The 22,326-nt window shown below is 70.3% G+C and carries 28 protein-coding genes; 12 read left to right on the forward strand and 16 right to left on the reverse strand.

Annotated features, from left to right (window positions below):
* Positions 1 to 926 (forward strand): DUF222 domain-containing protein (locus RWN05_RS00005; protein WP_314137728.1); only part of this gene is annotated, 926 nt, incomplete at its 5' end.
* Positions 927 to 1,112: 186 nt separating this feature from the next.
* Here RWN05_RS00005 and RWN05_RS00010 read toward each other — a convergent pair.
* A complete protein-coding gene (locus RWN05_RS00010; protein ID WP_314137729.1) occupies positions 1,113 to 1,718 on the reverse strand; it encodes a maleylpyruvate isomerase family mycothiol-dependent enzyme in 606 nt (201 codons plus the stop codon).
* Between the two features lie 20 nt (positions 1,719 to 1,738).
* Entirely contained in the window at positions 1,739 to 2,311 is a 573-nt protein-coding gene (locus RWN05_RS00015) for a YdeI/OmpD-associated family protein (protein ID WP_314137730.1), read from the reverse strand.
* 85 nt (positions 2,312 to 2,396) lie between these two features.
* Here RWN05_RS00015 and RWN05_RS00020 point away from each other — a divergent pair, with 85 nt between their 5' ends.
* Positions 2,397 to 3,359, forward strand: a complete 963-nt coding sequence (locus RWN05_RS00020; RefSeq protein ID WP_314137731.1) for a proline dehydrogenase family protein — start codon at positions 2,397 to 2,399, stop codon at positions 3,357 to 3,359.
* On the opposite strand, the gene RWN05_RS00025 is transcribed toward RWN05_RS00020, so the two are convergent.
* The 6 genes from RWN05_RS00025 to RWN05_RS00050 are packed head-to-tail and all read right to left on the reverse strand — an operon-like array spanning position 3,360 to position 8,040.
* Positions 3,360 to 3,899, reverse strand: a complete 540-nt coding sequence (locus RWN05_RS00025; RefSeq protein WP_079001123.1) for a flavin reductase family protein — start codon at positions 3,897 to 3,899, stop codon at positions 3,360 to 3,362.
* Between the two features lie 59 nt (positions 3,900 to 3,958).
* A complete protein-coding gene (locus RWN05_RS00030; protein WP_314137733.1) occupies positions 3,959 to 4,381 on the reverse strand; it encodes an HIT domain-containing protein in 423 nt (140 codons plus the stop codon).
* A gap of 40 nt (positions 4,382 to 4,421) precedes the next feature.
* Positions 4,422 to 4,928: a DUF6328 family protein gene (locus RWN05_RS00035; protein ID WP_314137734.1), complete on the reverse strand. Its 507-nt coding sequence runs from the start codon at positions 4,926 to 4,928 to the stop codon at positions 4,422 to 4,424.
* 12 nt (positions 4,929 to 4,940) lie between these two features.
* Positions 4,941 to 5,522 (reverse strand): SRPBCC family protein, encoded by a 582-nt coding sequence (locus RWN05_RS00040; RefSeq protein ID WP_314137735.1) that lies wholly within the window; start codon positions 5,520 to 5,522, stop codon positions 4,941 to 4,943.
* Between the two features lie 35 nt (positions 5,523 to 5,557).
* The gene (locus tag RWN05_RS00045) at positions 5,558 to 7,036 is read right to left on the reverse strand and encodes an NAD(P)/FAD-dependent oxidoreductase (protein WP_314137736.1); all 1,479 of its coding nucleotides are present in this window, start codon (positions 7,034 to 7,036) and stop codon (positions 5,558 to 5,560) included.
* A gap of 5 nt (positions 7,037 to 7,041) precedes the next feature.
* Positions 7,042 to 8,040 carry an SDR family oxidoreductase gene (locus tag RWN05_RS00050; RefSeq protein WP_175116991.1) on the reverse strand — a complete coding sequence of 333 codons (999 nt, stop codon included), beginning with the start codon at positions 8,038 to 8,040 and terminating at the stop codon, positions 7,042 to 7,044.
* 207 nt (positions 8,041 to 8,247) lie between these two features.
* On the opposite strand from RWN05_RS00050, the gene RWN05_RS00055 reads away from it, so the two are divergent.
* The 5 genes from RWN05_RS00055 to RWN05_RS00075 all read left to right on the forward strand — a co-directional run bounded on the left by RWN05_RS00055 (position 8,248) and on the right by RWN05_RS00075 (position 10,823).
* The gene (locus RWN05_RS00055; protein WP_158596587.1) at positions 8,248 to 8,952 is read left to right on the forward strand and encodes a GAF and ANTAR domain-containing protein; all 705 of its coding nucleotides are present in this window, start codon (positions 8,248 to 8,250) and stop codon (positions 8,950 to 8,952) included.
* Positions 8,949 to 9,689 carry a GAF and ANTAR domain-containing protein gene (locus tag RWN05_RS00060; protein WP_064297058.1) on the forward strand — a complete coding sequence of 247 codons (741 nt, stop codon included), beginning with the start codon at positions 8,949 to 8,951 and terminating at the stop codon, positions 9,687 to 9,689. The genes RWN05_RS00055 and RWN05_RS00060 overlap by 4 nt, the downstream gene beginning before the upstream one ends.
* Before the next feature lie 169 nt (positions 9,690 to 9,858).
* Positions 9,859 to 10,059: a DUF2795 domain-containing protein gene (locus tag RWN05_RS00065; protein WP_158596586.1), complete on the forward strand. Its 201-nt coding sequence runs from the start codon at positions 9,859 to 9,861 to the stop codon at positions 10,057 to 10,059.
* Between the two features lie 190 nt (positions 10,060 to 10,249).
* Positions 10,250 to 10,555, forward strand: a complete 306-nt coding sequence (locus tag RWN05_RS00070) for a hypothetical protein (RefSeq protein WP_064297056.1) — start codon at positions 10,250 to 10,252, stop codon at positions 10,553 to 10,555.
* Positions 10,556 to 10,613: 58 nt separating this feature from the next.
* Positions 10,614 to 10,823 carry a hypothetical protein gene (locus tag RWN05_RS00075; RefSeq protein WP_121291689.1) on the forward strand — a complete coding sequence of 70 codons (210 nt, stop codon included), beginning with the start codon at positions 10,614 to 10,616 and terminating at the stop codon, positions 10,821 to 10,823.
* Positions 10,824 to 10,889: 66 nt separating this feature from the next.
* Here RWN05_RS00075 and RWN05_RS00080 read toward each other — a convergent pair whose 3' ends face one another.
* Positions 10,890 to 11,045, reverse strand: coding sequence for a hypothetical protein (locus RWN05_RS00080; protein WP_314137737.1), 156 nt, complete (start codon positions 11,043 to 11,045; stop codon positions 10,890 to 10,892).
* A gap of 74 nt (positions 11,046 to 11,119) precedes the next feature.
* Positions 11,120 to 11,401 carry a hypothetical protein gene (locus tag RWN05_RS00085; RefSeq protein WP_064297054.1) on the reverse strand — a complete coding sequence of 94 codons (282 nt, stop codon included), beginning with the start codon at positions 11,399 to 11,401 and terminating at the stop codon, positions 11,120 to 11,122.
* A gap of 256 nt (positions 11,402 to 11,657) precedes the next feature.
* Here RWN05_RS00085 and RWN05_RS00090 point away from each other — a divergent pair, with 256 nt between their 5' ends.
* The gene (locus RWN05_RS00090; protein WP_314137738.1) at positions 11,658 to 11,981 is read left to right on the forward strand and encodes a hypothetical protein; all 324 of its coding nucleotides are present in this window, start codon (positions 11,658 to 11,660) and stop codon (positions 11,979 to 11,981) included.
* A 22-nt stretch (positions 11,982 to 12,003) separates the two neighbouring features.
* Here the strand turns inward: RWN05_RS00090 and RWN05_RS00095 are convergent, their stop codons facing one another.
* The 5 genes from RWN05_RS00095 to RWN05_RS00115 form a co-directional block, all read right to left on the reverse strand.
* Complete coding sequence (locus RWN05_RS00095; RefSeq protein ID WP_175116988.1) at positions 12,004 to 12,270, reverse strand: Rho termination factor N-terminal domain-containing protein; 267 nt, start codon at positions 12,268 to 12,270, stop codon at positions 12,004 to 12,006.
* 116 nt (positions 12,271 to 12,386) lie between these two features.
* On the reverse strand, positions 12,387 to 14,021 hold the full coding sequence (locus RWN05_RS00100) for an MFS transporter (RefSeq protein ID WP_314137739.1): 1,635 nt from the start codon (positions 14,019 to 14,021) through the stop codon (positions 12,387 to 12,389).
* Entirely contained in the window at positions 14,018 to 15,055 is a 1,038-nt protein-coding gene (gene glsA, locus RWN05_RS00105; protein ID WP_175116986.1) for a glutaminase A, read from the reverse strand. Before glsA ends, RWN05_RS00100 begins: the two co-directional genes overlap by 4 nt.
* Before the next feature lie 143 nt (positions 15,056 to 15,198).
* On the reverse strand, positions 15,199 to 15,945 hold the full coding sequence (locus tag RWN05_RS00110) for a ThuA domain-containing protein (protein WP_314137740.1): 747 nt from the start codon (positions 15,943 to 15,945) through the stop codon (positions 15,199 to 15,201).
* The gene (locus RWN05_RS00115; protein WP_071261738.1) at positions 15,942 to 17,078 is read right to left on the reverse strand and encodes a Gfo/Idh/MocA family protein; all 1,137 of its coding nucleotides are present in this window, start codon (positions 17,076 to 17,078) and stop codon (positions 15,942 to 15,944) included. Before RWN05_RS00115 ends, RWN05_RS00110 begins: the two co-directional genes overlap by 4 nt.
* Before the next feature lie 117 nt (positions 17,079 to 17,195).
* Here RWN05_RS00115 and RWN05_RS00120 point away from each other — a divergent pair, with 117 nt between their 5' ends.
* Positions 17,196 to 18,392: an ROK family protein gene (locus tag RWN05_RS00120; protein ID WP_314137741.1), complete on the forward strand. Its 1,197-nt coding sequence runs from the start codon at positions 17,196 to 17,198 to the stop codon at positions 18,390 to 18,392.
* A gap of 258 nt (positions 18,393 to 18,650) precedes the next feature.
* Here RWN05_RS00120 and RWN05_RS00125 read toward each other — a convergent pair whose 3' ends face one another.
* Positions 18,651 to 19,655: an SDR family NAD(P)-dependent oxidoreductase gene (locus RWN05_RS00125; protein ID WP_314137742.1), complete on the reverse strand. Its 1,005-nt coding sequence runs from the start codon at positions 19,653 to 19,655 to the stop codon at positions 18,651 to 18,653.
* A 173-nt stretch (positions 19,656 to 19,828) separates the two neighbouring features.
* Between RWN05_RS00125 and RWN05_RS00130 the strand changes: the two genes are divergently transcribed.
* The 3 genes from RWN05_RS00130 to RWN05_RS00140 all read left to right on the forward strand — a co-directional run bounded on the left by RWN05_RS00130 (position 19,829) and on the right by RWN05_RS00140 (position 22,206).
* Positions 19,829 to 20,386 carry a helix-turn-helix domain-containing protein gene (locus tag RWN05_RS00130; RefSeq protein ID WP_314137743.1) on the forward strand — a complete coding sequence of 186 codons (558 nt, stop codon included), beginning with the start codon at positions 19,829 to 19,831 and terminating at the stop codon, positions 20,384 to 20,386.
* Positions 20,387 to 20,511: 125 nt separating this feature from the next.
* On the forward strand, positions 20,512 to 21,138 hold the full coding sequence (locus RWN05_RS00135) for an MSMEG_1061 family FMN-dependent PPOX-type flavoprotein (RefSeq protein ID WP_071261734.1): 627 nt from the start codon (positions 20,512 to 20,514) through the stop codon (positions 21,136 to 21,138).
* Positions 21,139 to 21,261: 123 nt separating this feature from the next.
* A complete protein-coding gene (locus RWN05_RS00140) occupies positions 21,262 to 22,206 on the forward strand; it encodes a PDR/VanB family oxidoreductase (RefSeq protein ID WP_314137744.1) in 945 nt (314 codons plus the stop codon).
* The last annotated feature ends 120 nt before the right edge of the window (positions 22,207 to 22,326 follow it).

A 22,326-nucleotide genomic window follows, 5' to 3' on the forward strand; every position in this document is an offset into this window, starting at 1 on the left:
GTATCTCGGCGCGGCACGCGCAGACGATCATCGACCAACTCAGTGACGTCCCGGTCGCAGGGCGGGCGGCGTTCATCGCGGAAGTCTTACCGATCGCGGAGGAGTCCACCAACGCGAACCTTCGCAGGCGCGCCCGCGTCCTGCGCGAACGACTCCACCCCGAATCCATCACCGCACGAGCCGTCCGCTCCGAGGCCGACCGCCGGGTGGCATTCGAGCCCGCGGCGGACGGGATGGCGTGGGTGCACCTCTTCACGACGGCACCGATCGCGCAAGGCGTCTCCGAACGGATCGAAGCGGCGGCAGCGGAGTCACGCGCCGCGGGCGACACCCGCACCTGCGCCCAGCTGCAGGCCGACGCCCTGGCGGCGCTCGCCCTGACCGGTGTGACGCCTGAAGACGTCCTGTCGAGCCCGGTCCTCCCGCACCCGATCGAGGTGCAGGAGCACATCACACCGACCGTGCAGATCACCGTCCCGGCACTCAGCATGGCCGGTGTGAGCGATGCCCCGGCTACCCTCGACGGCTACGGCCCGATCGACCCCGAGACCGCGGCGCGTATCGCGGTGAACGCACCGAGCTTCACCCGGATCCTCGTCCAACCGGAAACAGGCGCGGTCCTCTCCGTCGGCCGAAACCAGTACCGCGTCCCGGCCGATCTCCAACGGGCGGTGCGCTTTCGGGACGGCACCTGTCGGGCACCGGGCTGTGGCAGACGAGCCAGAGCCTGCGACCTCGACCACTCAGTCGCGTGGGAAGACGGAGGCACCACAGATGTCGGAAACCTAGCGTGCCTCTGCCGACATCACCACCGGATGAAACACCTCCCCGGATGGAACCTCGACCATCAGCCGGGCGGGGTCCTCGAGTGGACGACACCCGACGGCAAGCAGTATCGGACCGAGCCAGATCCTGCACCGTTCTGACCCCCGACGGTCCCTGAGCCTGTCGAAGGGTTCCTCGTGAGCACTTCGACAGGCTCAGTGACCGGGAGAGGCGAGCCCGGAACCAGTTCGGTCCCTGAGCCTGTCGAAGGGCAGGCGAGCCGAGTCACATCAGTGCCCGGGAGCAGCCTGCCCGTGCAACTCCGTGCCCCACGCCCTGCCCCGCGCTCACCTTCCGGGCAGAGCCGGCCCGGTCTCTCGCCCTGACACCGCGAGCAGCAGGTCGAGCGCCGATCCCCGGACCTCGTCGCCCTCACCCCAGCTCGTGCCGGCGTCCTCGGCGACGAGCCGGACGCCCTGGGCGCGTTCCTTGCCGCCGCCCATCGAGACACCGGTCCGGAGCTGGTACTCCAACGCCACCATGACCGCTGCTGTCGGGTACTCCGCGCGGATGCCGAGCGGCCGACGGACGTCCTCGCCGTGCACGATGGCCTCGACGAGCCTGGTCGCGAGGTTCGCCGGCGGAGTGCATGTCAGCTCGGTGGCGTCCGCCAGAGCCCGGAGCGTCTCCTGTGGATCGTTCCTCCGCTCCCGCTCGACCCCGTGTGCGTTGTCGAGGTCGAAGTCGAACCGCGCGGCGATGAGTCGTCGTACGAATCCCAGCCGCGTCGTCTTCGCCGAGTCGACGAGATGGGCCACGACATCATGCACGTCCCATCCCGTGCACAGCGACGGCGTCGCCCACTGCTCGTCGTCCAGCACCGACAGATCCGCGACAAGCCGCCGACGCTCCTCGTGGACGACCGGCCACACGGCTCCCGGTGAAACCCGCATCCCCGCCGATCCACTCACCATCAGCGGTAGTGCTGCTCGCCCCGGGCAGCCTTCTCGACCACGTCGGCGATGCGCGCCGCCCTGATCGCGGGCGTCTTGATGTTGCTCAGGCGGAAGAAGACGCGGAAGCGGTCGGTGCGGCCGAGCGTCGCGAAGTACGCCGCCGCCTCGGGGTTCGCATCGAGCGCCGCCTGGAGATCATCCGGTGCGACGGCGTCCTTCTGCCGGTACGCCACATCCCACCGCCCGTCGGCCTTGGCACGCTCGATCTCCGCGAGCCCGGCAGGACGCATCCGCCCCTCCTCGATGAGGCGGGCGACGTGCTCCCGGTTGATCTGCGACCACGGGCTGTTCTTCCGCCGCGGAGTGAACGCCTGCAGCGTGTAGTCGTCATCGAAGCGTTTGCTCTGTCCGTCGATCCATCCGTGGCAGAGGGCGACGTCGAGCGCCTCCGACCAGGTGATCCCCGACGCCTTCGAGGTCTTCTTCCGCAGCTTCAACCGAACACCCGCGTCGCTCGGCGCGCCGGAGAGGTAGGCCTCCCAGTCATCGAGCGTGAGGTCCAGGATCGGTTTCTCCTCGAAGCTCGCCACGCAAGCGAGCGTAGCGCGCACGGGCGACGCAGCCCAGACCTCGGTGCCGTCCGGACCGTCACCCGGGACTGGATAGGGTCGAAGCATGCTGATGAACGACGAGACGCTGTCGCGCGCCGCCGACACCCTGCGAGCCTGGGCCCTCGACGAGGACCTCAAAGCGCGAGTCCTCGCTCACCCGGAGTCCGCCGCCGTCGCCAAGCGGGCAGCCCTGCGATACATCGCCGGCGAGGACGCGGCCTCGGCCTTGCAACTGCTCGAAGCGAACGCCGATCGTGGGCACCGCTGGAGCATCGAGCTCGTCGGCGAGTCCGTCCGCGACGCACGTGTCGCCGACGAGCAGACCGCCGAGTTCGTCGACCTCGCCCGCCGGATCAGCGAATCCGACCAGATCGCGACGATCTCGCTCGACCTCTCCCACATCGGTTCAGTCGTCTCCCCCGAGCTCGGCCTGCGCAACGGCCTGGCGCTCGCGCAGGCGGCACGGGACGCCGACACCTCGCTCATGATCTCCGCCGAGGGTTCCGACCGCACGGACCTCGTGTTGTCCATCTACGAGCAGATCGCCGACGCCTTCCCGGAGACCGGCGTCACCCTGCAGGCGAGGCTGCACCGCACCCCCGCGGACCTCGACCGCGTGATGGATCGACCCGGGCCGATCCGCGTCGTCAAGGGCGCCTTCCTCGAATCGACCGAGGTGGCCCACCCCCGCGACTCCGCACCGATGACCGCCGCCTACATCAGCATGGTCACGCGACTCGTGGGATCGGGTCACCGTGTCAACGTCGCCACCCATGACGCGAACCTCGTCGCCGCACTCGAGGGTGCGCTCGGCGACGATCTCCGTCAGCCGCACGTGGAGTTCGAGATGCTCCAGGGACTCGGCACCGAACTCCTCGACGACCTCCGCCGCCGCGGGTTCACGACGCGCGAGTACCTCGTCTACGGACCCGAGTGGTGGCTCTACGTCCTCAACCGGATCGCCGAGCACCCCGAGCGGGTCATCGAGGCGATCGCCGACATCGGCCCGATCGCGCTCCTCGCCTGATCAGCCGAGCGGGTCGGACTCCAGGCGGTGGAAGTTGCGGTTCTGGTAGACGAGCGCCGGCGCGTCCGTGCCGGGCGGGATGACCTCCAGTACCTCGGCGATGACGAGCATCGAGCTGCCGGCCGGGACCGTCTGCACGATCCGGCAGCGCAGTGCCGCCCGGGCGCTCGGCAGGTAGGGCTCGCCGGTCGCGAGTCGCTCCCAGTGCTGTTCCGGCGTGAAGCGCGGCTCCCCCGTCTTGGCGAACGCCTTCGCGACCTCCAGGTGGTGGTCCGCCAGGAGGTGGACGACGACCGTCCCCGCACTGAGCAATCCGCCCGCGGACCCCGTCGCTCGCGTGACCGAAAAGGACAGCATCGGCGGGTCGACGGCCACCGATGCGACCGATGACGCCGTCAGCCCGACGTCTCCCTGATCGGTCGAGGCACTGATCAGTGCGACGCCGGCCGGGTGGTCACGGAACGCCGTCTTGAACCCGTCGACGGTCGCGGCGCGGGCGAGGGCATCGGGATCAGCGGACGGCGTGGTGGGAATGGTCATGCTTCAACCGTAGAACCTCAATCGGTCTTGAGGTCAACTCTAGGCGCGGCGATCTCCGGCTACTCGAACATCTCCGCCAGGAGCGCGTGTGGGTCGCCGTCGACCCGGTGCTCCGAGCGGCCTTCGGGCCAGAACGTGACCCCGTCGTCATCCCAGCACGGGACGACGTGGAGATGGAGGTGGGGGACGCTCTGCCCGGCATCGGCACCGGACGCGCTCAGCACGACGACGCCGGTCGCCCCAAGCGCCGCCCGCATCGCGCGTCCCACCCGCTGGGCGAGGGCCGTCGTCGCCTGCAGGGCCCGCGGGTCGGCATCCAGCAGCCCGACGCTGTGCGCTCGCGGCACCACCAGGGTGTGGCCGGGGGCGAGCTCCGACTCGGGCAATGGCCGGAAGGCGACCGCCTCGTCCTCGCGCTCCACCCAGGTGACGTCGTCGGGCTCGTCACGCAGGAGGCGGCAGAAGGTGCAGGTGTCGGGCATCGTCCCATTCTCGGCGCTTACCGCGGGTACGTCGAGCACCTCAGGACACGCGGTCGCTCGCGCCCCGGATCAGGCGCGGGCCGACGATCCACACCAGCCCGACGACGACGACCACGGCCCCACCCGCCCACAGCCCAACTGCAGGCGACGCGACGAAGTCGAAGACGAACAGGACGATCCCCGCGAACAGCAGCGAAGCCGCCCCGAGACACACCATGAGGATCCTGCTGGACAGCCGCACCAGCTGTGGTTTCTCCAGCCGTCCGAAGACCAGCCGGTGCAGGATGACCGGCGCGAGCGCCAGGAGCGTCACCGTCACGGCCAGGACCACGAGGACGAGGTACAGCACGTGGTCGAATCCACTGAGCTCGGTGAACCGCGCCTGGAACGGCAGCGTCAGCAGGAATCCCGCGAGGATCTGCGTGCCCGTCTGCAGGACGCGGAACTCCTGCAGCAGCTCCGACCAGTTGCGGTCAGAGCGCTCGTTCAGCGTCTCGTCGCGGCCGTCCCCGGGCAGGGCGTCGGCCGGGTCACCCGTGGCAGGCATGACCGGACACCGTCACCGGGCGAGCTTGCGCGCCACCGCGACCACCGGCACGGCGATGACGAGGACCGACGCCACCCGCGCGAACAACGACCGCTTCGGGAACTCGGCGTCCTTCCGGTCGTCCGCCGTCGGTTCTGCCGCCTCCACGAGGTGGGTGCCGCCGGCACCGCCCTCAGCGAGGTGGGCGAGCCGGCGCAGCGTCTCGACGTTGCGGATGTGCAGACCGATGTCGAGGAGCCAGACCGGGATCAGCGCACCAGGGCCCGTCACGGCATGCTCGTGCAGGTGGACGACGCACCCGCGCTCGTGCGGTTCCACCTCGATGGCGACACGGGCCTCACCGAGCGGCCACCCCTTCGGCTGGATGACGAAGCGGTGCGGAGCATCCCATTGGAGCACGGTGGTCTCGTCGTCCAGCACCGCCGGCCAGACACCGAAGGAGTGGTGCAGCTTCCCGCCCACGTGCGGCCACCGGTCACCGACGTCACGCATGCGGGACGCACCGACCACCCACGCCGGGAACAGCCAGCCGTCGGCGAGGACGGCGAAGACGCGGTCGGGCGGGCAGTCGAAGACCTTGGTGGTGTGGGACACGGTGGTGTTCCTTTCGCTGAAAGCGGGGATGGAGGTCAGGAGGGGCGCGCGGTTCGGTCTGGCGCGAGCGACGGCATGCGGTCGCGACCGAACACCGAGCGGAGGGCGCTGCGGGCGGCGTGCCAGCCTGCGAGACCGTGGACGCCCGGGCCCGGTGGTGTCGACGAGGAGCACAGGAAGATCCCCGGCGTCGGCGTCCGCCACGGGTCGTTCGAGAGCACGGGACGCGCGACGAGCTGCGCGAAGGTCGCAGCGCCGGCGGCGATGTCGCCGAGGACGTAGTTCGGGTTGTACCGCGCCATGTCGCGGGCGGTCATCGACGCCGACGTCAGGATCACGTCGCGGAACCCGGGGGCGAAGCGCTCGATCTGCCGGGTGATCGCCTCGGTCTGGTCGAGACCGGACCCGCTCGGCACGTGCGTGTAGGCCCAGAGGACCTGGGCGTCACCGGGAGCGCGACCAGGATCGCCGACGTCGGGCTGCGAGACGAGGACGTAGGGCGACTCGCTGTGCCGACCGCGGGCGACGTCGCGCTCGGCGGCGGCGATCTCCGGGCGGGTGCCGCCGAGGTGGAGCGTGCCGGCCCGCGCCAGTTCCGGGTTCCTCCACGGGACGGGACCTGAGAGTGCGAAGTCGACCTTGGCCACGCCGTCGCCGTACCGGAATCGGGAGAGACGACGGAGGTACGCGTCGGGCAGACGGCTGCCCGCGATCTCGGCGAGCGCCTTCGGGGTCGTGTCGAACAGGACGGCACGGGCGGACGGAAGTTCGTCGATGGAGCGCACCTCGGTTCCGGTGACGATCTCACCGCCGTGGGCCAGCAGGTCGTCCGCGAGCGCGTCGACGATCGCTTGGCTGCCGCCGACGGGGATGGGCCAACCGCGGGCGTGCGCATACGCGCCGAGCGACAGGGCGGCGGCCGAGGTGGACAGGCTTGGCATCGGCCGGATGGAGTGGGCGGCGACACCGCTGAGCATCGCCGGAGCGGTCTCCTCACGGAACCGGAGGTTCCAGGCCGGGCTGCCCTGCTCGAGCGCGCGGAGGCCGAAGCGTGCGACCGTGACCGGGTGGGGCGGCACCTGCAGGAGCTTGCCGCCGGTGAACTGCGAGACGCGGTCGGCGTCGGCGGCGAGCGGTCCCATGAGCGAGCGCCAGGCCCCGCCGTCCCGTCCGAGGGCGTCGGCGGTGCGGTCGATGTCGCGGTAGGCGATTCCGGCCCGGCCACCGTCGAGTGGGTGGGCGTAGGAGATCTCCGGCACGACGAGGTCGATGCGGCGCTCGAGGCCGAAGGACCGGAAGAAGCCGGAGGCGAGCGCCATCGGGTGGACGGCGGAGCAGATGTCGTGGTGGAAGCCGGGCAGCGTCAGCTCGGCGGTCCTGGCTCCACCGCCGATCGTGTCACCTCGCTCGACCACCTGCACGTGCAGGCCGGCCCGCGCGAGGGTCACCGCGGCGGCGAGCCCATTGGGGCCCGCGCCGACGACCACCGCGTCGAACTGCTCGCGCCGCGCCATCGCGCTCAGCGCCGCTTCGCCGCGCCGGCCACGAGGGCGACGCCCGCTGCGAGGGTGCCGGCGGCCGCCGCGTACACCCCGCGACGGTGGCGGATGGCCCAGGTCTGCGGGCTCCACGAGTGGGCCTTGTCGCTGAACACGCCGCGGGCGCCGTGGTCACCGGGGGCCGGCGTGTAGACGTTGTCCGGCAGGCGCGGGTCGTGCTTGTCCGGCGCAAGCTGCCCGGAGTATCCGGTCCTGGCGAGGAACCAGTCGAGGAAGCCGCCGGCGAAGCGGTCGCCGAGGATCGTGCCGACGGTGGACTCGCCTACCCAGGTGCGTCGCCGCGGGCGGTCGGCGACGTCCGCGATGGCGGTCGCGCCCACCTCGGGCTGGTAGATCGGGGGCACCGGCTGCGGGTGCTCGGGCAGCTGCGACTTCACCCAGCTGAACTGGATGGTGTTGAGCGCCGGCATGTCGACGGTCGAGAGTTTGACGTTGCTGCCGTCGTGGAGGAGCTCGGCGGTGACCGACTCCGTGAACCCGCGGGCACCGAACTTCGACCCGCAGTAGGCGGCCTGCAGCGGGATGCCGCGGTGGGCGAGGGCGGAACCGACCTGGATCACGTGCCCCCGGTCGCGCGGGACCATGCGCGAGAGGGCGGCCCTGGTGCCGTTGACGAAGCCGAAGAAGTTGACGGCGACGGCGCGCTCGAAATCCGCCGGTTCGGTCGTGAGGAAGTCCCCGAACACACCGACCATGGCGCAGTTCACCCACAGCTCGATCGGTCCGAGTTCCGCCTCGACCCGGTCCGCCGCCTGCTCGACGGCCTCCCGGTCGGCCACGTCCGTCGGCACGGCCAGCCCGCGACGTCCGGCCTGCTCGACCTCGGCGACGGTGGCTGCGAGTCCGTCCTCGCCGCGGGCCAGGATCGCGACGTCCCAGCCACGGGCGGCGAGTTCGCGGACGGTCGCACGACCGAGCCCTGCGGTTCCGCCGGTGACGACGGCGACCCCGCGGCTCATCGCGCCGACCGATCGGCTGCTGCGGACCGTTGGGCGGAGGGGCGCGGAGAGGGTGTCGTCGTCAGAGGCATGACGCCACGTTAGGCGAATCCACCCCGCCGGGGCGGCCCCTTGCTTTCCCAGGCAGGACGGATCACCACCCGGCGGTCGCGGCGGGATGGCCGTACGATGAACGGAGACCTCCCTCGAGCCGGAAGGAATGCGGACATGAGCGACACCTTCGCCATCGTGTACAGCGCACTCGACCGGGTCGACGAGGACGACCAGCTGGTGGAGCCGATCCTGCGGCTCATGCCGCTCAGCGGTGTCTCGATCGCGACGCTCGGCGACACCCTGAGCCCTGAGACGATCGCCGCGAGTGACGAGCAGATCGCGCTGCTCGACGAACTCCAGTTCGACCTCTCGGAGGGCCCCTCCTGGGACGCGGTCGGCAGCGGCCGCCCGGTGCTGGAGGAGGCCGTCAAGCGGACCGGCTACGACTCCTGGCCGTCGTTCACCGAGGCTCTCCGCGACCACGCGGTCGGCTCCATCTTCGCCTTCCCCCTCCGCGTCGGGCCGCTCCAGGTGGGTGCGGTCGAGCTGTACGACACCGAGGAGCGCACGCTGGACACGCAGGCGGTCGGGGCCATGATGTCCCTCACCCGCCCGCTCAGCCGGTACGTCCTCCGACGCACCCTCGAACTCGCGAGTCTCCCCGACACGACGCAGCTGAAACCCCACGCACGACGCCGGATCCACCAGGCGACCGGATTCGTGATCGCGCAGCTCGGACTCTCCCCCGACGACGCCCACCTGCTGATCCAGGCTCAGGCCTTCGCCCAGAACCGCTCGATGTCGGAGGTCGCGGAGGACATCCTCGAACGTCGCACCGGCTACGTGATGCGCGACGAGACGATCGAAGACGAGCGATGAACGCGCGCGGCGACGACGGGACCGGTTCCGAGCTCCGTCACTCGACCGCCCTGCTCGACGTGTTCGCGACGCTCGCCGACACGCTGGTGGACGACTACGACGTGGTCGACCTGCTGCAGATCCTGGTCGATGCCAGCGTCGACCTCCTCGACGTCCAGGCCTCGGGCATCCTCTTGGCGGATCCGCACGGCGACCTCGAGCTGATCGCGTCGACCAGCGAGTCCGGGAGGCTCGTGGAACTCATCCAGCTGAGCGCCGACGAAGGCCCGTGCATCGACAGCTTCCGTGCGGCGACGCCGGTGTCGATCCCCGAGATCGCCGCGGTCGCAAGCGACTGGCCGAGGTTCGCCGAGGTCGCGGCGACCGCGGGGTTCCGGTCGGCTCATGCCTTCCCGCTGCGACTCCGCCGGACCACCATCGGCACCCTGAACCTGTTCCGCACGGCTTCGGAGGCCTTCGACCGGTTCGAGTCACGGGCCGCGCAGGCGATGGCCGACGTGGCGACCATCGGCATCCTGCACGAGCGCACCCTTCGCGAGAGCGACGTGACCCGCGGTCAGTTGGAGTCCGCGCTGCAGTCGAGGGTCGTCATCGAGCAGGCGAAGGGCGTCGTCGCCTACACCGCTGCGATCTCGGTGGAAGCGGCCTTCGAAGTGATCCGCAAGTACGCGCGGAGTCGCCGTCGTCCCTTGGCGGACGTCGCCCGCGACATCGTGGAGCGTCGCCTCGAGCTCTGAGGATGCAGCGTACCCGAACGGGTAGCAGCTCGACGGCGGAAAGGCAAGAGCGCGCCGAACGGTCGAACGGCGACGACACTCGAAGGAGGGCACGGCGGTCCGACGACCGGTCGACGCAGCCGTCCCGCCTGACATCGGGTGCCACGACGCGCCCAGAGAGGAGATGCTCGTGTTCACCGAGCTCGACGAATTCCTACGCGGCATGGAGTACCCCTGCCGCCCCAGCGACCTGACGCGTGAGGCCCGCCGCGACCTGCTCCCGACCCACCTCGTGGAGGCGCTCCGCTCGCTCCCCGAGCGCAGCTACACCAGCCGCTGGGACGTCCTGCACCGCACCTCGATCGCGGAGGCGCTGCCGATCAGCGTCTGAGCGATCGCGCACCACGGCTGAGCGGCACCGGCATCGCGCCGGTGCCGCTCCGTCGTGTCAGGTCCACCGGCCGACTCCACCGGCCGGACAGGTCGGAGATCATGCGGCGGTTCGCAACCCCCTCGGGCATCGTGGCGGTTCCTGGGGGCCGGGCCTACCGTAGGAAGCCGAGAGCGGAGCAGGAGGACCCATGGGCAAGATGATCTACGACGCCGAGGTGTCGGTGACGTTCGACGACCGGGTGCTCGCCCACCTGCAGCAGGTCATCGGCGCCAAACTGCGTCGCGGTGAGGGGTTCTACTTCGGGTGGAAGGACGACCCGCGGGCCGGCGACGGCCGGACGACGATCTGGCTGCACCCCGCGATGTCGCTGCGATTCAAGTACGCGGGCAGCGTCCCCGTCGAACTCAACCGCGCATGGCTCGACGCGCTCGCCGTCAGCGCCGACTCGAACCACGGCCTGGTGCTCGTCCCGGAACCGGGCCCGCGCGTCTGAGGCTCCACAAGCCCTGAGGCCGAGCCCGGACGCCGGGTCCGTGCGCTATCGTCTCGACATGACCGACAGCGACCAGACTCCGCACACGCACGACGAGAACCGACACGACCAGCTGACGACGGCCCCGAACGCCACCGAGGAGGACGCCGCGCCCCGCATCGACGTCACTGATCAGGGCGACGGCGTCACCCGCATCGACATCCGCGACGACGCGGCGGTGCGCCCGGGCGCAGACCCCGAGGACACCGAGCAGACGGACCGAGCCTGAACCCCGCCTGTTGCACGACGAAGCGCCGCCGACCCGAGGGCCGGCGGCGCTTCCACGTCTGACGGCTCAGCGAGCGTCGGGGTCGTCGAGGGGTGCCGTGTCCGGCTGCTCGAGCACGTCCGCCTCGTCCTCGGTGTCCTCATCCGGGATCTCGGTGGGCGGCGTGCCGACCACCATGTCCGGGTCGGTACCCAACGCGTCTGCTCCGGTGAAGTCGCTCATGTCGCTCCTGCTTCCTGTGGTGGTGGTCTGGGCGGTGCTGGTCTCGGGGAGATGCTGCTCTCGGGAGGTGCTGGTCAGGCGACGACGACGTGCAACCCGCCGGTGATCTCGATCTCCTCGAGCATCTCGGCGGCCATGCGTTCGTCGATCGGCGGCTCGAACTCGGCGTCGAACGCGAAGACGATCGGCTGCTCGGGCGAGACCGTGACCGGTTCCGATGATTGGAAGCGCCCGCGATGGAGTTGCAGCCGGAACGAGCGCTCGCCGAGCATCCGCGTGAGGATCACGCGTTCCAATTGGGCGAGCGTCTGATCGTCGACCTGTGATCGGAGCGCACCGAGGCGGAGGAATCCCATCGTCAGCCCCTTTCTCAGGTGTGCCACGCTAGCGCGCAGAGATGGGGGCGCCCGGGCCATTGCGCGGATGGCCCGGGCAGCGGACAATGCGCGTGCGCGTCGTCGATCGAGCACCGCATCGTGGATAATCGGGCGCGCGCCAAGAATGTCTCGTATCCTGAGAGAGCGCTTCACCGACCCGGACCCCGTCGCGATGCGCGCCGTGTCGGCTGTCTACGTCGACGACCATTTCAGGGGTTGGAAGTCGAGGTTCCCAATGGGACAACTGGTCTACGGCACCGGGGATGCACGCGTGCGGCTCGACGACCGCATGCTCGCCCATGTCAAGACGGTCGCACTCATGAAGCTGCGACGGAACGAGTCGTTCGCGCTCACGGTGCGACAGGACTCCACCACCGACGGACGCACGACGCTCTGGCTGCACCCGGCGATCGCCCTGCAGTTCTCCTTCGACTCCGACGAGGTCGGCGAGATGGACCGCGCACTGCTCGAAGGTTTCATGCACGAGGCGAACACCGGCGAGGTCGTCGTCCACGCGACGACCGGCGACGACGCGACCGCCGGGTCACCGAAGCGGTGACTCCGGCGGCCGAGCCGCCTGTTCAGCTGTCGCGGAGCATCGCGATCAATTCGCTCTTGCGCTTGTCGGAATAGCCGGTGAGGCCGATCTCCTTCGCACGCTCGCGGAGCCGCGCGACGGTCCAGTCGTCGTACGACCCGGACTCGCCGCCCTTCTCCCCGATCGCCGAACGTCCCTGCTTGGCCGCCGCGTTCGAGATGCGTGCCGCCTTCCCCTTCGAGGCGCCCTCGTCGCGGAGCTTCTCGTAGAGCTCGGGGTCCTTGATCGCTGGGTTCTGCCGTTCAGGCATCGCTCCTCCTTCGATGGTCGGTCGGGTCGACTGCCGCCGCCCTCGTTCCACTGTCTCGTCGCCACCGGCATCGCGCACGGGGTGGTGGATTCCTCCTTCACGCGCTAGCAGCGTGGCTAGCGCGACCTCGATGGCGACGGGTCCGGCACCTCATGCGGCCGATATCCGGGGAGGCGACTCGCGGGCAGGATGGCGAGCGCACTGACCGCCGCCATCGCGAGCAGGCCGAGCTTCAGTGCTGACAACCGTGCCTGCGTGTTGACGTCCACGGCAGCGTCGACCTGCTCCGGTGTCGCGTCGGTCGTCTCCTCGAGCGCGGTCCGGAGTTGCTCGTTGCTGACGAAGTTGACGCTGTCGAGGTCCACCTGCGAGACGAGCTCCGGCGGCAGTTCGACCCGCTCGGCGACCGCGGCGCCGACGTTCACCCCGAGGATCGTCACGAGGAGGGCACCCGCGACCGCGGTACCGACGGCGGAGGCCAGGTTCTGCGTCGTCCCGCGGATCGATCCGACGTCGCCCGCCAGTTCCTTGGGCGACGCCGTCACCAGGACGTTGAAGACGAGGGTCACGAGCGCTCCCTGGCCGACACCGAACACGAACAGTCCGAGGATGGTGGGCAGCGTCTCCCAGTCGTTCGTGACGACGAACGCCAACCAGAGCAGGGCGATGGTGGTGAGCCCGAACCCGACCATGCCGATCGTACGGGGCGGGAACCGCGAATACAGCCGGACGACGAGGGTCGCCGTGACGAAGACCGTGAGGTTGAACGGCATCATCGCGAGCGAGGTGTCGAACGCCGTCCGTCCCTGGACGATCTGGATGTACAGCGGCACGGTGAAGTTCAGGGCGGCCTCTAGCGAGACGACGATGAACATCGCGTACACGGCTGCACGCTCCCTGACTGACCCGAGGACGGCGAGGCTCACGAGCGGAACCCTGCCCACGGCGGTCCGGCGGCTCGTCCAGAGGAGGAACGCCTGCCCGAGCACGAGGCCGAGCACGATGAGGAGCGGCGCCGGAGACAGCCCGAGGACGTCGAACGGGGCCGCAGCTTCGGCTTGGAACAGTCCCCACCCGTTGAGGTTGTTGAACCCGAGCGTGAGAGCGACGATGCCGCCGCCGATCAGCACCGCCGCCACGAGGTCGATCTTCACCTCGGGGTCGCCGGCGTCCGACCGCAGTCGGAAGCTGAAGAGGAAGACGGCGACCGCGAGCGCCAGCACGATGCCGAAGACCGGCCGCCACCCGACGAAGGTCGCCAGCGTTCCGCCGACGAGGAACGCGCTGACACCGGCGAGTGCACGCGCGGAGCCGAGCGATCCGATCGCGGTCGCCTGCTGCGCGCCGCGATAGTTCTCGGCGATGAGCGCCACGAGGGACGGCACGATGATGGCCGCCGACGCCCCGGCGAACGCCTGCGCGACGATGACCCAGGTGACCGTCTGCGCGAGGATCATGAGGAGCGCCGACACCGCGAAGAGGGCGACCACGATGCGGAACATGATGATCCACCCGATGCGCTGCCCGAGCTTGGCGCCGACCATGACGAGGGCGGCGACGACCAGCCCGTACGTGACGATGGCCGTGCTCACGCTCGTCGGAGGAACGCCGAAGTCGGCGACCATCCCACCCAACGAGACCGGCAGCGCCGAGACGTTGAAGGACATGAGGATCTGGGCCAGGAACAACCCGACCATCGGGATCCACGACGTCCGCTCCACCACCGTCGATGTGGTCTGGCCTACGCTCATCGTGCCCCTCCCCGGTCGCCGTCGGTCGATCCATCCGGCGGCGCGTCATGCGCGGCGGACGCGAAGATGTTGAGGCCGAGTGCGCGGGACAGGTACGCGGTGGCGCGCTGTCCCCGGACACTGTTCCCCGCCGGGTCGAGCCTCGGCGAGAAGACCCCGATCCCGCCCTTGCCCGGAGCGACGGTCACGATACCGCCGGCGACGCCGCTCTTGCCCGGTAAGCCGATCTCGAACAGCCACTCGCCCGAGCGTTCGTACAGGCCGGTGGAAGCGAGCACTGCGAGCGTGTCCCGACACACCTCCTGCGACACGACCTGCTCCCCGGTGACGGGGTTGACGCCGCCGTCGGCGAGGGTCGCGCCCATCACCGCGAGGTCCTCGGCCGTGACGAGCAGGGCGCACTGCCGGGTGTACACGTCGACGACCGCCAACGGATCGACGTCGACCCGTCCGTAGCTCTCGAGCAGCCGCGCGATCGCTCGGTTCCGATGGTTCGTGGCGGCCTCAGAGGCGTAGACGACCTCGTCCAGCTCGAGCGGTCGACCGGCGAACCGGGACAGTCCGTCCTGGACGACGTGCCACTGCGCCTCGGGCGACCCGCCAGGCATGAGCGCGGTGGTCGCGATCGCTCCGGCGTTGACCATCGGGTTCATCGGATGTCCGTCGTTCAACTCGATCGCGATGACCGAGTTGAACGCCAGGCCCGTGTTGTTCACCCCGATGCGGTCGCGCACCACCTCGTGACCGAGCGCGTCGCACACGAGCGCATAGACGAACGCCTTGGAGATCGATTGGATCGAGAACGGGACGGCGGCGTCGCCTGCAGCATGCACCGCACCATCGGTCTCGACCACGCACACCCCGAAGAGGTCCGGATCTGCGGCGGCGAGTTCGGGGATGTAGTCGGCGACGACACCGCCGGTCGCTCCACGACTCCGCTCGTAAGCCGCCGCGACGTGCTCCTCGACCGCGTCCCAGCCCGGAAGCGCACCGGTGGACACCCGTTGTTCGACGTCCTGCGTGTCCAGTTCCATGTGCACCGCCCCCTCGGGCCGGCGACGAGCCCGCTCGTGGAACCCATCATGGCCCGACGGCGCCCGCACCGGAAGTGCCTGTCCGGTCCCCTGCGGGTGTCGCAGTGGACCGGACAGGAGCCCCCGGTGTCACCCGATCCGGGTCAGGCCAGGAACCAGTCCCGTGGGTGCTGGTCCGCGGTCGGCGGCGTGCGCTCGATCGTCGGACGGGCCCATTCGGCAGCATTGGCCAGTACGCGGCGGATATCGGGGTGGTGGTAGACCGGGTACTCCTGGTCACCGGGTGAGAAGTAGAACACCCGCCCGCGCCCGCGGTGGTAGGCGACACCGGACCGGAAGACCTCGCCGCCGGCGAAGGTGGAGAGGAACACCTCCTCGTCGGGACGCGGGATGTCGAAGTGCTCCCCGTACATCTCCTGGCGGTCGATGACGATCGGGTGCGGGACACCCTGTGCGATCGGGTGGTCCGGGAGCACCGTCCAGACGAGTTCGCGCTCGCCGTCGTTGCGCCACTTGAGCGCGCAGCTCGTCCCCATGAGGCGTTGGAAGACCCGCGAGTAGTGACCGGAGTGCAGCACGACGATGCCCATGCCGGCGTGGACGTGTCGGACGACCCGCTCGACGACCTCGTCGGAGACCTGGTCGTGGGCGATGTGCCCCCACCAGAAGAGGACGTCGGTGTTCGCGAGGACCTCCTCGGTGAGACCGTGCTCGGGATCCTGGAGGGTCGCGGTCGAGACGGACACGGCGTCCCCGAGCGACTCCTCGAGGCCCGCCGCGATCACGGCATGGATGCCGTCGGGGTAGTGCCCCAGCACCACGGCGTCACCGCAGGACTCGTGGACGAACTCGTTCCAGACCCGGATGCGGATCGGCGTCGTGGTGCTCATGCGGGGACCTCCAGTTCGTGCCCGGCGGCGGCCGAGGCGTAGGCGGCGTCGATGACGCGGCTGCGGTGCAGTGCGTACTCGCCGTGGTGACCGGCGAAGCGGAGTTCGCCGCCGGCGGTCTCGCCCGCGCGGATGGTGTCGAGGAACTCCGCGATGACCGACTGGTGGTGACCGGCCGGGACCTGCACGGCGGGTCGTTCGATCGTCGGCGCACCGGCGACGTCACGGTAGATCGTGACCGTTCCTTCGGTGTTGTAGTTGTCGACGTGGAGGCGGACGCCACCCTCCGAGCCGAGCAGTTCGACCGAGATGTCCTCGTGCGCCTTCGAGTAGGAGGCCCACGACGCCTCGAGGTGCAGGCTGCCGCCGTCTTCGAACCGCAGGAGGGCGGACGCGAAGTCCTCGACGTCGAAGGCGTGGGAGGACCGGCTCGAGACCGGACCACCGCCGGAGGAGCCACCGCGGCCGGCGCGGCCCAGCTCGTTGTACGCGACGGCCGACACGTGCGTCACGCGCGGCTCACCGAGGAGCGAGAGCGCGATGTCGAGGACGTGGGACCCGAGGTCGATGAGCGGCCCGCCGCCGGCCGCGGCCTTGTTGGTGAACCAGGAGTCGATACCGGGCACACCCTGGCGACGCAGCCAGGAGGCACGCGAGTGGTAGACGCGGCCGATCGGCTCCTCGGCGAGGTACCGCGCGAGGTAGGCGACGTCGGCACGGCGGCGGTGGTTGTAGGCGACCTCGAGGACGCGGTCGGCGGCGGTCGCGGCCTCCACCATCTCGGCGGCGAGGTCGGCGGTCGTGGCGAGCGGCTTCTCGCAGAAGACGTGCTTGCCGCTTCGGAGCGCGGCCACGGCGATCGGGTGGTGCAGGGCGTTCGGCACGCCGATCGACACGATGTCGAGGTCGTCGCGGGCGACGAGGTCCTCCCAGTCGGCGTAGGTCTCGGGGACCCCGCGGCTCTCGGCCAGCTCGGCGAGGCGCGCCGGTTCCTGGCCGGACAGGGCGACGACGGTGGCACCGGGGAGCGCGGTGAAGGCGTCCAGGTGCGTGGTCCCGGCGAAGCCGAGGCCGATGACGCCGACCCGGAGGTCCGATGCGTCTGTTGTGGTCGGGGCGGTACTGGTGCTCATGCTCGGACGGTTCCTTTCGGGGTGCGGAGCCGAGCACTGTCGTGACCGGCGGTGGTCGACCTTCGCCACTAAATATAGCGGCCATATCTAGTAATGCAACCCTGCTACAGTCACCCCATGGCCGAACCGGGGATCGAGACGGGCAGGGCGAGCGTCGAACTCGTCGCCGCCTACGCCTTCGACCACGGTGCGTTCACGGCGAGCGACGTCATGGACGGGACCGGCCTGACCCGCGCCACCGTGCTGAACGCCTGCGACGCCCTCGCCGACCGCGGCTGGATCCGTGAGCTCGACGACGCCCGGGCCGCCGGTGACTACCGGCGGGGACGACCCGCCAGGCGCTACGAACTCGCCGCGGACACCGCGTTCGTGGTCGGACTCGACGTGGGGCAGCACCGGGTCGCAGCACTCGTCGCGACGCTCCGTGGTGAGGTCGTCGGCCGGGCCGAACGCCCCATCGTGGGCGGGGACGAGGACCCAGACCTCCGCCTCGCGACCGCACGGACCGTCGTCGAGGAGGCGACCGCGCAGGCCGGCGCGACCCCGGGCCAGGTGCTCGTGACCGCCGTCGGCGTCCCGGCACCGGTGGACGCGCACGGCCGCTCCCCGCGCGGCGATCACGACTACTGGGCCCGGATGAACCCCGACTTCGCGAGCCGCCTCGGCCCCTGGGGCGAGGTCGTGCTCGAGAACGACGCCAACCTCGCGGCCACGGCCGAGCGCGCCCTCGGGGAGGTGGCGCGCGAGTCCATCGCCGTCCTCCTGGCCGAGGCGAGTTTCGGGGCGGGACTCATCGTCGACGGTGTGCTGCTGCACGGCGGGGCGGGCGGCGCGGGCGAACTCCGCGTGCTCGGCATGGTCGAGGGCGTCGGTTCACCGGAGGGCCTCGACGGTGCGGCACGGTCGTGGCTGGAGGAGGATCAGCGATCCGGTGCGGTGCCGGCGTCGTCTCCCCTCGCACGGACACCGGTCGACGCGCTCGACGTCGGCTGCGTCATCGACGCCGCCGCCTCGGGCGACGCCTACGCCGGCAGACTCGTCGAACGTCTCGGGGAACGCCTCGGGCGGGTGTGCGTCCTGTTCGGCAGCCTGCTCGACGTGGACGAGGTCGTCGTCGCCGGCGGCGTGGCCCGCGTCGCCTCGCCCGTCATCGCCGCGGCTCAGACCTGGCTCGACGAGGGGACCTACGCGCCGACGCCGATCGTGCGGGCCTCGCGACTCGGCGCGGACGTCGTCGCCCTGGGCGCGATCACCCGGGCGGTCGGGACGATCCGCTCCCAGCCGTGGCGCTTCGCCGCTCCGATCCCGCGCTGAGTCCGCGCGCCGCCCATCGCAGGCCGGACACGGCGCAGGGCCCCACCTTCCGCCAAGATCGGTGGGGCCCTGTGAGCGGTGTCACCGCAGTGCGAACGATCGTTCCGGCCGTACTCGTTCAGAGCGTTCGCAGGTGACGGGCGACGCAGAGCGGGCCCGTGTGATTCAAGATTCGCAGCAGAAATGCGTTCATCCCGCCCTGAGCGACTGTTAAGAATCGCGGTTCTTACCGATTGCTGAAGTTCTGTGCAACGGCTGCTACTGAACCGACCATCCGCCGTCGGACGGCAGGATGACGCCGTTGACGTTCACTCCGTCGTCGCTCAGCAGGAAGGTGATGGACGCGGCGAGCTGCTCCGCGGTCGCGATCGTCGGGATCGCCGCCTGGAACGGGCCGAGCCGCGCCGAGCCGGCCTCGGAGACGTGCGGCGGGAAGGGGATCCCCGTGGCGACACCACCCGGAGCGACGGCGTTGACCCGGACGCCGTGCGGTCCGTACATGAAGGCGGCGCTCTTGGTCATGCCGACGACCGCGTGCTTCGAGGTCGTGTAGGCGTTCCCCGAGGCGTTGCCGCGCAGCCCGGCCTCGGACGCGATGTTGACGACCGAGCCGGATCCGGCCGCGACCATCGACGGCAGGACGGCGCGGGTCAGCTTGAACGCACCGGTGACGTTCACGCCCATCACCCGCTCCCAGGTCGCGTCGGAGGTCTCGTGGAGCGGGGAGAAGTCGTCGTTGATACCGGCGACGTTGGCGAGCGCGTCGATCCGCTCGCCCGCCGCAGCCACGATCGCGTCGATGTCGTCCTGCTTCGTGATGTCGCCGGCGACTGTGACGAGGTCGGCGTCCGGCAGGCTCGAGGCGAGGTCGGCGAGCTTGTCCTCGAAGAGGTCCACGGCCACGACCCGGCCGCCCTCACGCGCGACGCGGGATGCCGTGGCACGGCCGATGCCGGAAGCGGCCCCGGTGACGATCACGGTCTTCCCGGCGAACCGACCCACGGTGATGCGCTCCTGCCACCCCTGGGGCGCGTCGTCGACGGGTACGACGCCGTCGTTCGCGGCGAGCACGAGGTCGTCGATGAGCGACTGGGGCAGCTTGCCCTGACTCAGGGCGACGAGCTGCTGGAGCGGGAGGCCCGAGATCGGGGCGAGCTGCGATGCCTCGGTGCCCAGCTGGGTGAGGAGGCCGCGGATGAGCGGCCCACCGGTGGGGTCGGCGAGCCACGCGGCGATCGGGGTGTTGGCGGTGAGGGCGCTCATGGGGGTTCCTTCGTTCTCGGGAGGGCGATGAGCGGCGGGACCGTGTGGGCCTGGATCCATACCGGACATCATTGTCCGGTACACGTTACGCCGTCCGGGTCATGGCCACCAGCCCTCACGGCGGGCTCCCAGTCGGGTGCTCCGGAGCGGCCGCGCGGCGTTACGCTACCGGGATGTCGTCCACGCCCCCGAAGCCGAACCGAGGCCCGAGCGCAGGCCCCGAGAACCGCCGAGCGCTCGTCGCCGCGGCGCGTCAGGTGTTCGCCGCTGACGGCTTCAGCGCTCCCCTCAGCGCGGTCGCGAAGCGGGCCGGCGTCGGACAGGGCAGCCTGTACCGGCACTTCCCCGACCGACTCTCCCTCGCCCTCGCGGTGCTCGACGAGAACGTCGGCGAGCTGGAGGAGCACACCGGGCGACCCGATGCGACCCTCGACAGCCTGCTCGACGTCGTGATCGACCAGGCCCTCGTCACCTCGCCCTTCGTCGAGGCGATCCTCGGCGAAGGCGACGACCCCCGCGTGATCGCGCTCGGCACCCGCCTCGACCGCCTCGCGCACGCCCTGCATGCGAAGGAATTGGCTGCGCACCGCATCGCCGACCACGTCGAGCCCGACGACATCCTCATGGCGATCTCGATGGTGGGAGCGACCCTCACCCGCATTCCCAATTCACATCGAGCCGACACCGCGGCGCGCGCGAAGGCGATGTTCCGCCGCTCCTTCGGCCGATGAGCCGGGGCGGGATGATGGATGCGGCTGGGTCGGTGGCACAGGACACCCGCGAACCGTGTGCCGACAGCCCATTGAGGCGTGCGAAGGACGACCGTAGGGTCGGAGGGACAGAGAAGGGGTCCGCCATGCAGGCCAGCGCGTTCGCGTCGATCGACGTCGACACCATCCGTCGCTCCCTCGGTGAACCGGATCCCGCGGCGACGGCCAAGATCATGGACGAGCTCGACGAGAACTGCCTCGCCTTCCTCGCCCACTCGCCGTTCTGCACCATCGCGACGTCCGACGCCGACGGCCGGTGCGACAATTCGCCGCGCGGGGACTACCCGGGGTTCGTCCGGGCGCTCGACACCCGCACGCTCGTGATCCCGGAGCGCCTCGGCAACCGCCTGGCCGACTCCCTGCAGAACATCGTCCAGAACGGCCACATCGGCATGCTGTGCTTCGTCCCCGGCATGAGTGAGACCCTCCGGATCAACGGCACGGCCACCGTCACCGACGACCCGGCGCTCATGGCCATGCTCGAGCAGGACCACGTGACGCCGCAGCTCGCGATCGTCGTGCGCACCGAGGAGGTCTACCTGCACTGCGGGCGGGCGCTGCTCCGCGGCGGGCTGTGGGACGCCGAGATGCAGGAGCTCGCGGCCGAGGTGCCGAGCGCGGGCAGGATCTGGGCGAGCATGTCGGGCCTGAGCACCGAGGTCGGCGACGCCATCGACGAGGCGGTCGCCGTCGGGAACCAGAGCCTGTACTGATGGCTGGAAGCAACGGGCCTGCACTGATGGCTGGAAGCAGCAGGGTTTCCTGATGCGCGACCGCGCGGGCATGACCGGTCCGGATCTCCAGATCGGCGATGCCATCGACACGAGGGATTTCTGATGCGCAATCGCGCGGGCATGACCCCGCTCATCGTCCAGGAGATCGTGCGCGAGACACCGACGATCGTCAGCGTCGTGCTCGCCGATCCGGAGGGTCGCCGGCTCCCGCCGTGGGACCCCGGAGCGCATATCGACCTGCAGCTCATCACCCGCCACGAACGGCAGTACTCGCTCTGTGGTGATCCTGCGGACGAGTTCCGGTACCGGATCGCCGTCCTGCGGGAGGAGCACTCGCGGGGTGCCTCGCACTACATCCACAACTTCCTCAAGGTCGGTCGGAAGGTGTTCATCCGGCCACCAAGGAACCTGTTCCCACTCTCGGACGCGAAGCGGCACCTGCTGCTCGCGGCCGGCATCGGGATCACGCCGCTGCTCTCGATGGCGCGTCGGTTGGCCGCGGGCGACGCCGATTGGACCCTGGTCTACGCGGTGCGTACCCGGGAGGACGTCGCGTTCGCGCCGGAGCTCGAGGCTCTGGGCGACCACGTGCGCATTTATGTCAGCGCGGAGAGCGGCCGTCTCGACCTGGCCGGCCTCCTCGCGGGCCTCGAGCCGGGCACCGACGTGTCGGCCTGCGGGCCTCGCGGGTTCACCGACACCCTGACGAACCTGGCCGAGACGCTGCCCGAGGGCTGCCGGTTGCACCTCGAGAGGTTCGAGCCCAAGCCCCGCTCCTACCTGCCGAACACGGCGTTCACCGTCGAGTGCGCGAGGTCGGAGCGGACCGTCGAGGTTCCCGCCGGGCAGACGATGCTGCAGGCGATGCAGGCCGCGCGGGTCGGTGTCGCCGGGTCGTGCATGCGGGGCGTCTGCGGCTCCTGCGCCGTGCAGGTGGTGGACGGGACGCCGGAGCATCGCGACTCCCTGACGACCGACGACGCGTCGATGATCATGTACCCGTGTGTGTCGAGGTCGCTGACGCCGACGCTCGTGATCGACGCGTAGGCGGCGCGGCGCGGCGCGGCCCGGCCTCTCAGCACCCGAACCCGGCCCCTGAGCCGCATCCCCGGTCCCTGAACCGCATCCCCGGTCCCTGAACCGCATCCCCGGTCCCTGAGCCTGTCG

The sequence above is a fragment of the uncultured Plantibacter sp. genome (assembly GCF_963518075.1).
GTDB classification, from domain to species: Bacteria; Actinomycetota; Actinomycetes; order Actinomycetales; family Microbacteriaceae; genus Plantibacter; species Plantibacter flavus_A.